Here is an 8,865-nt window from a genome sequence, read left to right on the forward strand (position 1 = left end):
GTGCCCTCGCTGCGGGCGGACGCGGTGCTGGCGGCCATGCTGCACTGCAGCCGCGGCCAGGCCGGGCAGTTGGTGCGCGCAGGCGGGGTTGAGATCGGCCACGTGCCGGTCACAAGCCCTCACGCCCCGGTCTATGAGGGCGATATTTTTACCGTGCGCGGCAAAGGCCGCTTTCAGCTTGCGGCCCTGGGCGGAAAAACCCGCAAGGACCGGCTGTTTATCGAGTATTTTCAGTATTGAGATTTCAATTTATCGGAGGATGAGCGTATGATTTCACCGCAGGAGATCCGCACCGTTACCTTTGACAAAGCTGTGCGCGGTTACCGCACCGAAGATGTGGACGCCTTTTTGCAGCAGGTGGCCGAGCAGATGGAGCAGCTCACCGCCGAAAAAGAGGATAAGGAGCAAAAGCTCTACATTCTGGCCCAAAAGATCGAGGAGTACCGCAAGGATGAGGACAACCTCAAAACTGCGCTGCTCAACGCCCAGCGCATGGGTGAAAACGTGATTAAGGAAGCAAAGCAGAAAGCTGAGTCCATTTTGCGGGAAGCCGGCATCAAGGCCGAGGATATCACCCGCGCCGCCACCGAGCAGGTGCAGGAGGAGCAGCTTCAGCTCGAGAGCATCAAGGCCGAGGTGGCGCAGTTCAAAAACAATGTGCTGAGCCTTTATAAACAGCACATTGAATCCCTCAGCACCCTGCCCGGCGGCGACGCCGAGGAGGAGGAAGAGCTGGAGCCGGAAACCGAGGTGCCGGCTGAGCCGGAGGCACAGGCCGCAGAGGCCCCGGTGTTCGCCGCGCTGGAGCAGGAACCTGTCGCCCCTGCCTCCGAAAAACCAGAGGAGCCGGACCTGATCGACACCTTCCCCGATCTGGCGGCGCTCTATGGGCTGGAAGGCCTGGGGGCAGAGCCCGGGCAGGAGCCTGACGGCCTTCCCGCCGAAAGCCCTGAACCGGCCGCGCCTTACATCCCCCAGGCGCCCGCGCCGGAAAAACCTGCATCTTCGGTGTTCGAGGGGTTCCAGGGCATCAAATTCAGCGATTGAGAACGGGCGGCCCCGCCAAGGGGCGGTTCGCACTATAACCAAGAGGAGTGTAAACGCCAGTGCCACAGGATTATAACAGCACCATCAACCTGCCCAAAACAGATTTTGACATGCGGGCGGGCCTGCCCAAAAAAGAGCCCGAAATGCTGAAAGCGTGGGCGCAGGATCATCTTTACGAGGAACTGATCAAGCACAACGAGGGCAAGCCCAGGTATGTGCTGCACGACGGGCCCCCGTATGCGAACGGCAGCATCCACATGGGTACCGCACTCAACAAAATCATCAAGGATATCATTGTCCGCTATAAAAATATGAGCGGTTACCAGGCGCCGTATGTGCCCGGATACGACACGCATGGCCTGCCCATCGAGCTGAAGGCCATCAAGCAGGCAAACAGCAAAAAAGGCGATATTTCCCTGTTGGAGCTGCGCCGCCTGTGCCACGACTTTGCCACCGAACACATTGACATCATGGGCGAACAGTTCCAGCGGCTGGGCGTGATCGGCGATTTTAAAAATCCATATCTCACCCTCAAGCCGGAATTTGAGGCGCGCCAGATCGAAGTGTTTGGCGAGATGGCGAAAAAGGGCTACATCTATAAGGGGCTCAAGGCCGTGTACTGGTGCCCCGAGGACCGCACCGCCCTGGCCGAAGCCGAGATCGAGTACGCCGAGGACGAGTGTGATTCCATCTATGTGCGCTTTGCGGTTACCGGCGACCCCCATGGGGTGCTGGCAAAGCGTAACATCCCTTTGGACAAGGCGTGGTTTGTGATCTGGACCACCACCACCTGGACCCTGCCCGCCAATGTGGCGATCTGCCTGAACCCGGAATTCGACTATGTGTTCGTAAAGGTGGGCGAGGGGTACCACGTGATGGCCGAGGGCCTGGTGGAGAGCACCATGCAGGCTTGCGGCATTGCCGATTACGAGATCGTGGGCGAGCCGGTAAAGGGCAGCGAGCTGGAGCTCATTCAGGTGCAGCACCCGTTCCTGGAGCGCAAGAGCCTGGTCATTCTGGGCGACCACGTTACCCTGGAAAGCGGCACCGGCTGCGTCCACACCGCGCCCGGCCACGGCGTGGAGGACTTTGAGGTGTGCACCAAGCACTACCCGCAGCTGCCGGTGGTGGTGCCGGTGGACGACGGCGGTTATCTCACCGCCGAGGCGGGCCGGTTTGCCGGCCTGAAGGTCTGGGCTGCCAACAAGGTCATTCTGGAACACATCCGCGAAACCGGCAATCTGATGGGCGTGCAGCACATCACCCACCAGTATCCCCATTGCTGGCGCTGCCACCACCCCATCATTTTCCGCGCCACCGAGCAGTGGTTCTGCTCCATCGATGCCTTTAAAGAGGACGTTTACAAGGCCATCGACGAGGTGAAGTGGTTCCCGGCCTGGGGGCACGACCGCATGGCCGGCATGGTGCGCGACCGCAACGACTGGTGCATCAGCCGCCAGCGCATCTGGGGTGTACCCATTCCGGCGTTCTACTGCACAAAGTGCGGCAAATATCACATCACCGACGAGACCATCCAGGCTGTGTCGGAGCTGTTCCGCAAGGAGGGCAGCGACGCCTGGTACCGCTACGAGGCGGATCAGATCCTGCCCGCGGGCTTTACCTGCCAGTGCGGCGGCACCGAGTTCACCAAAGACAAGGACATTATGGACGTTTGGTTCGACTCCGGCTCCACCCACGTGGCGGTGCTGGAGGAGCGGCCTGAGCTGAAATGGCCCGCCGACCTGTACATGGAGGGCAGCGACCAATACCGGGGCTGGTTCCAGTCCAGCCTGCTCACCAGTGTGGCTACCCGCGGTGTTGCGCCCTATAAAAATGTGCTTACCCACGGCTGGGTGGTGGACGGCGAGGGCAAGCAGATGCACAAGTCCGCCGGTAACGGCATGGAGCCCAGCGAGATCATCAAGGATTTCGGTGCCGACATCGTGCGCCTGTGGGTCGCTTCGTCTGACTACACGGTGGATGTGCGCATCAGCAAGGAGATCGTGAAGCAGCTCTCCGAGGCATACCGTAAGATCCGCAACACCGCCAGGTTTATGCTGGGCAACCTGAACGGGTTCGACCCCAACACCGACCTGGTGGCCGACAGCGAGCTGCTGGAACTGGACCGGTGGGCCCTGGACACGCTGGACGAGCTGAACCGCACGGCCCGCGACGGCTACGAGAGCTTTGACTTCCACAAGGTCTACCATGCGGTCTACAATTTCTGCGTGGTGGATCTGTCCAACTTCTACCTGGATGTGGTCAAGGACCGGCTGTACATCAACAAGCCCGGTTCGGTGCTGCGCCGCGCAGCCCAGACTGCCATGTTCCGTATCCTGGTGGATCTGACCAAGATCCTTGCCCCGATCCTGACCTTTACCAGCCAGGAGATCTGGAGCTTTGTGCCCGAATTTGAGGGCAAAAACAAGTATGTGGCCTTTGAGGATATGCCCAAGGCCGGTGTGTGGGCCCAAAACGAGGCGTTCCGCGCCAAGTGGAACGAGATCATCGCCATTCGCGACGATGTGAAAAAGGCGCTGGAGCAGGCCCGGGCAGACAAGATTATCGGATCTTCGCTGGAGGCCAGGCTTACCCTATACTGCGCACCGGAGGTGGCCGCGTTCCTGCAGGCCATCCCCGCGCACGAGCTGGAAGACCTGCTCATTGTGTCCCAGGTGGAGCTGCGGCAGGGCGACGGCGGCGTGAAGGGCGAGTTTGAGGGCCTGGGGGTCGCGGTCAGCCGCGCTGAGGGTGAAAAGTGCCTGCGCTGCTGGAAATATACCGGCGATGTGGGCAGCCACCCTGCGCACGAGGGCCTGTGCGCCCGCTGTGCAGGCATTCTGGAAGAGTGACCATTTAAAAGCTCCAAGAGCGGCGCTTTTTTGCAAGGCGCCGCTCTTGATCGGCTTTTATAGCAAAGGAGAAACTGCTGTGATTTCTGCGCTCATCACCCTGGTGGCCGCCGCTTTGCTGGTGGTGATCGATCAGGGCATCAAACTGTGGGCGACCACAAGCCTGGCGCCGGTGGGCAGCATGCCACTGATCCCCGGCGTGGTGGAGCTGCGCTATTTTTTGAACGACGGGGCGGCCTTCAGCATTCTGGGGGGCAAGCAGGGCTTTCTGATCGTGTTCACCGGCCTTGCCCTGGCTGCGATCCTTCTATACCTGCTGTTCAAAAAGCCTGCCCGCCGGCTGGAATACATTGCCTGGCTTCTGGTGCTGGCAGGGGGGATCGGCAATCTGGTGGACCGGGTGCTCAACCAGGAAGTGGTCGATTACATCAATCTGCTGTTCATGAACTTTGCAGTGTTCAATTTTGCCGACATCCTGGTGTGCACCGGCATCGGGATGTTGTGCCTCTCGCTCGTTCTGGAAGAGGTGCGCAGCCACAAGGCGAAAAAGGCCGCGGGCGGGGATCTGCCGGATGGAACGGTTTGAGCTGTTTGTCCCCCCCGAAAGCGAGGGGGAGCGCATCGACCGCTTTTTAGCCGGCTGCGAGGAGCTGGAGCTCTCGCGCAGCGCGGTGCAGCAGCTGCTGGAACAGGGCTGCGTGCGCTGCCAGCAGGCGCCGGCGGCTAAAAATCTGAAGCTCCGGGCCGGGCAGTGCATCCGGCTGGAGCTGCCCGAGGCAAAGCCCCTGGACGCGGCGCCGCAGAATATTCCCATTGAGATCGTGTATGAGGACGATCACCTTTTGGTGGTAAACAAACCCAAAGGAATGGTGGTGCACCCCGCGCCCGGCAACCCGGACGGTACGCTGGTAAACGCGCTGCTCTACCACTGTGCAGGGCGGCTTTCCTCCATTGGTGGGGTGGTGCGCCCCGGCATTGTGCACCGGATCGACAAGGCCACCAGCGGCCTTTTGGTGGTTGCCAAGGACGACGCCACCCACGAGGGCCTCTCGGCGCAGATGGCGGTGCACAGCATCACCCGGGTCTATCATGCCGTGGTGTACGGCGGCTTCAAAGAGCCGAAGGGCTTTGTGGAAGCGCCCATTGGCCGGCACCGCACCGCCCGCAAAAAAATGGCGGTGACGCCGGGGGGAAAATACGCCTATACAGCCTACCGGGAACTTGTAAGGTATAATGGCTTTACACACGTCGAGTGCCGGCTGCGCACCGGGCGCACCCACCAGATTCGGGTGCATATGGCCAGCATTGGCCACCCGGTGGCGGGGGATGAGGTATACGGCCCCAAAGCGGTGCTCCGGCAGCTTGGCGGGCAGTGCCTGCACGCCAAAACACTGGGCTTTCTTCACCCCGCGACCGGCGAGTATCTGGAGTTCGACAGCGAGCTCCCCGCTTATTTTACAGCTTTTCTACATTCGCTCAGAAGGGAAACGCAGCCATGATCGATTCGCTCCGGGACCTGCTTGTGGTCAGCGATATGGATAATACCCTCCTCACAGCCAAGGAGGGCGTGCCCGCCTGCAACCGGGCGACCATTGAGCTGTTCCGCGCGCTTGGCGGGCGTTTTACCGTGGCCACCGGCCGGCCGCCCGCATCCATCCGGGCGGCGCTGGGCGGCACGCGCCTTTCCTGCCCGGCCATTGCCTGCGGCGGGTCGGTACTGTATGACCTGGAAGCGGACCGGGCGCTGGAAAAGAGCTTTTTGCCCCTTGCGGCCGCCCGCGAGGCGGTGACCGCAGTGATGGAGCAATTCCCGGACATGGGCGTGGATGTGATGGTGGAGGAGGGGCGCGTGTATGTGGTGCAGGCCAACCGCTACACCCAGGCCCACTTGCGCGATGAGGAAATTGGTTGTATAATGTGTCCGCTTGAGCAGGTGCCGTACAACTGGGCAAAGGTAATGTTTGCCGCCGACCCTATCACCATCCTGAACCTGCAGAAATTTGCCCGCGGGCTGCATTTCGACGGCATGTATTTTTTGCCCACCAACACCATTTATTTTGAGATCATGCCCACGGGGGTCAGCAAGGCCCAGGCCCTGCGCAGGCTTTGCGCCAGGCTGGATGTGCCCATGGAAAACACAGTGGTCATCGGCGATTATTACAACGACATCGACCTGATGCGGGCCGCGGGCCACGCAGTTGCAGTGGACAACGCCCCCCCGGAGGTAAAGCTGGCGGCCGACGAGGTGGTGGCCAGCTGCACCAGCGGCGGGGTGGGGGAATATCTGTATTCGCTGATCAAGCGCTATACATAAAGCAGTGGGAGGTTATAATGGAAACACAAACCATCAAACAGCTGCAAAAAACAGCGAACCTGGTGCGTCAGGGCGTGATTGAGGGCACCTTCTGCGCAAAGTCCGGCCATCCGGGCGGTTCGCTGTCGATTGCGGATACGCTTGCCTATCTGTACGAGGTACAGATGCGCTTTAACCCCAAAAACCCGCACTGGGAAGAGCGGGACCGGCTGGTGCTCTCGAAGGGGCACACCTGCCCGGCGCTCTATTCCATTCTGGCGGCAAAGGGCTTTTTTGCTTGGGAAGAACTGACCCGCCTGCGCCATGTGGGCGCGCTTTTGCAGGGGCACCCGGATATGAAGCATATCCCCGGGGTGGATATGAGCACGGGCAGCTTGGGGCAGGGGATCTCGGCTGCGGTGGGCATGGCTCTGGCCGGGCGGCTGAAAAAGGCCGACTGGCGGGTCTATGCCATTCTGGGCGACGGTGAGCTGGAAGAGGGCCAGGTGTGGGAAGCCGCGATGTTTGCGGCGCACCACAAGCTGGACAAGCTCATTGCTGTGGTGGACAACAATGGCCTGCAGATTGACGGCCGGGTGAGCGACGTTTGCTCGGTGTATCCCATCGACGAAAAATTCCGCGCTTTCGGCTGGGCGGTCTTTACCGCCGATGCGCACGATTTTGAGAGCCTGGACGCTGCCTTTACCGCTGCAAAGCAGGTGGAGGGAAAACCCAGCGTGATCGTTCAAAGATCCGTTAAGGGCAAGGGCGTTTCCTTTATGGAGGATCAGGCGGGCTGGCACGGCAAGGCCCCGAGCCAGCAGCAATACGAACAGGCGATGGCCGAATTGAAAGCCGCCGCTGCGGCATTGGAGGGCTGACCATGGCAGATGTAAAAAAGATCGCCACGCGCGAGAGCTATGGCCGCACCCTGGCCCAGCTGGGGGCCGAGGACGACCGCATTGTTGTGCTGGACGCGGACCTGGCGGAATCCACCAAGACCTGTGTGTTTCAAAAAGCATTTCCTGAGCGGCATTTTGACTGCGGCATTGCGGAGGCCAACATGGTCTCGATTGCCGCGGGGCTTGCCGCAAGCGGCATGATCCCGTTTGTTTCCAGCTTTGCCATGTTTGCGGCGGGCCGCGCTTACGAGCAGATCCGCAACAGCGTGGGATACCCCCACCTGAACGTAAAGATCTGCGCCTCCCACGCAGGTATCTCGGTGGGGGAGGACGGCGCTACCCACCAGTGCAACGAGGATATCGCCCTGATGCGCAACATCCCTGGCATGGTAGTGGTGAACCCGGCCGACGACACCGAGGCGTGCCTGGCGGTGCGCGCGTTTGCGGCGTACGAGGGCCCGGCCTACATGCGCCTGGGGCGCCTGGCGGTGCCGGTGATCAACGACCCCGTGAGCTACCGCTTTGAGCTGGGCAGGGCCGTAACGCTGCGCGAGGGCACAGACGCCACCATCGCCGCTACCGGGCTGATGGTGGCACGCGCGCTGGAGGCCGCCGAACTGCTTGCCGCCGAGGGCATTCAGGTACGGCTTTTGAACCTGCACACCCTTAAGCCAATCGACGAGGAAGCCCTGTGCGCCGCCGCCCGTGAGACCGGAGGCATTGTGACCGCCGAGGAGCACAGTGTGATCGGCGGGCTTTACAGCGCGGTGTGTGAAGCGCTGCTGAAAAACGGCGCAGGCTGCAGGGTGCTGCCGGTGGCGGTGATGGATGAGTTTGGCCAGTCCGGCCCGGCCGAGGAGCTGCTCACCCTGTATGGCCTCACCGCAGAGCATATTGCTGCGCGGGTCCGGCAATTGCTGAATCGCTGAAAATGCCTTGCCCTTTTCCGTTTCCAAAAACGGAAAAGGGCTTTTTTTACATAAGTTTGTCTTTTTTGGCCTGCAGGGTGTGTTATAATAACCACAGGGCAGCGATTATAATAGGAATAAAAGGCGGGGTACCATGGAGAAGAAGGTGAACGGGGTGGAACAAAACGGCAAACGCATGGCGGCGTTGGCGGCTGCGGCCCTGGCTGCGGTGGTGCTGGGGGCGCTTTTGTTCACCCCACCCCTGTTCCAGCCTGGGTATGATCCCCTGAACCCACAGCCGGTAACCGTGCAGGGGCTGTTGCGGGTCGAGCTCAACACAGCCGATGAAGCCGCGCTGCGCAGCCTGCCGGGCCTGGGGGAGAAAAAGGCGCGGGCGATCCTGCAATACAGGGCGGACCATGGCCCCTTTTCCAGCCTGGAAGAATTGGCACAGATAAGCGCGGTCACCAGCAAAGACCTGGAGGCCTGGGATGGATACCTTTATATTGAATGAGGAGGCGCGGAGCTTGGAAGCGCAGGAAAATCAAATTTTCATCAACCGGGAGCTGAGCTGGCTGGATTTTAACCGGCGGGTTCTTGCGCTCAGCAAGGATAAAACGGTCCCCCTGGCCGAACAGATGAAATTCGCCGCCATTTACGGCAGCAATCTGGACGAGTTCTTTATGGTGCGGGTGGGTTCGCTGTACGACCGCACCCTGCTTAAAAATGAGATCACGGAGAACAAGACCCACATGACGGCAGCCCAGCAGCTTGCCGCCATCATGCCCAAAACAGCGGTATTGCAGGAGCAGTGCGACAAAAATGTGTTTCGCCTGCGGGAGCGCCTGGCAGAGGTGGGGTAC

At 60.7% G+C, this 8,865-nt stretch carries 9 protein-coding genes and 1 pseudogene; all 10 read left to right on the forward strand.

All coding sequences use genetic code 11. The features are described from left to right. A partial coding sequence (locus ACMLHZ_RS04345) for a S4 domain-containing protein (RefSeq protein ID WP_418666574.1) occupies nucleotides 1-240 on the forward strand: 240 nt, incomplete at its 5' end. 27 nt (nucleotides 241-267) lie between these two features. Next, complete coding sequence (locus ACMLHZ_RS04350; protein WP_418666575.1) at nucleotides 268-1,047, forward strand: DivIVA domain-containing protein; 780 nt, start codon at nucleotides 268-270, stop codon at nucleotides 1,045-1,047. 59 nt (nucleotides 1,048-1,106) lie between these two features. Then, nucleotides 1,107-3,899 (forward strand): isoleucine--tRNA ligase, encoded by a 2,793-nt coding sequence (ileS, locus tag ACMLHZ_RS04355; RefSeq protein ID WP_418666576.1) that lies wholly within the window; start codon nucleotides 1,107-1,109, stop codon nucleotides 3,897-3,899. A 79-nt stretch (nucleotides 3,900-3,978) separates the two neighbouring features. Beyond that, on the forward strand, nucleotides 3,979-4,485 hold the full coding sequence (lspA, locus tag ACMLHZ_RS04360; RefSeq protein WP_418666577.1) for a signal peptidase II: 507 nt from the start codon (nucleotides 3,979-3,981) through the stop codon (nucleotides 4,483-4,485). Continuing rightward, nucleotides 4,472-5,398: an RluA family pseudouridine synthase gene (locus ACMLHZ_RS04365; RefSeq protein WP_418666578.1), complete on the forward strand. Its 927-nt coding sequence runs from the start codon at nucleotides 4,472-4,474 to the stop codon at nucleotides 5,396-5,398. Before lspA ends, ACMLHZ_RS04365 begins: the two co-directional genes overlap by 14 nt. Continuing rightward, nucleotides 5,395-6,213 (forward strand): HAD family hydrolase, encoded by an 819-nt coding sequence (locus ACMLHZ_RS04370; RefSeq protein ID WP_418666579.1) that lies wholly within the window; start codon nucleotides 5,395-5,397, stop codon nucleotides 6,211-6,213. Before ACMLHZ_RS04365 ends, ACMLHZ_RS04370 begins: the two co-directional genes overlap by 4 nt. Before the next feature lie 17 nt (nucleotides 6,214-6,230). Continuing rightward, nucleotides 6,231-7,073, forward strand: coding sequence for a transketolase (locus tag ACMLHZ_RS04375; protein ID WP_418666580.1), 843 nt, complete (start codon nucleotides 6,231-6,233; stop codon nucleotides 7,071-7,073). A gap of 2 nt (nucleotides 7,074-7,075) precedes the next feature. Beyond that, nucleotides 7,076-8,023 carry a transketolase family protein gene (locus tag ACMLHZ_RS04380; protein WP_418666581.1) on the forward strand — a complete coding sequence of 316 codons (948 nt, stop codon included), beginning with the start codon at nucleotides 7,076-7,078 and terminating at the stop codon, nucleotides 8,021-8,023. Between the two features lie 133 nt (nucleotides 8,024-8,156). Beyond that, a complete protein-coding gene (locus ACMLHZ_RS04385) occupies nucleotides 8,157-8,516 on the forward strand; it encodes a ComEA family DNA-binding protein (protein WP_418666582.1) in 360 nt (119 codons plus the stop codon). Between the two features lie 13 nt (nucleotides 8,517-8,529). Beyond that, nucleotides 8,530-8,865 (forward strand): annotated as a pseudogene (locus ACMLHZ_RS04390) (polyphosphate kinase 1); the annotation flags it as partial.

Source organism: Allofournierella sp. (assembly GCF_048388525.1).
GTDB lineage: Bacteria > Bacillota > Clostridia > Oscillospirales > Ruminococcaceae > BQOK01.

Coding starts and splice junctions, on each gene's coding strand:
- ACMLHZ_RS04350 (WP_418666575.1), top strand. CDS start 268: ATGATTTCACCGCAGGAGATCCGCACCGTTACCTTTGACAAAGCTGTG.
- ACMLHZ_RS04365 (WP_418666578.1), top strand. CDS start 4,472: ATGGAACGGTTTGAGCTGTTTGTCCCCCCCGAAAGCGAGGGGGAGCGC.
- ACMLHZ_RS04370 (WP_418666579.1), top strand. CDS start 5,395: ATGATCGATTCGCTCCGGGACCTGCTTGTGGTCAGCGATATGGATAAT.
- ACMLHZ_RS04375 (WP_418666580.1), top strand. CDS start 6,231: ATGGAAACACAAACCATCAAACAGCTGCAAAAAACAGCGAACCTGGTG.
- ACMLHZ_RS04380 (WP_418666581.1), top strand. CDS start 7,076: ATGGCAGATGTAAAAAAGATCGCCACGCGCGAGAGCTATGGCCGCACC.
- ACMLHZ_RS04385 (WP_418666582.1), top strand. CDS start 8,157: ATGGAGAAGAAGGTGAACGGGGTGGAACAAAACGGCAAACGCATGGCG.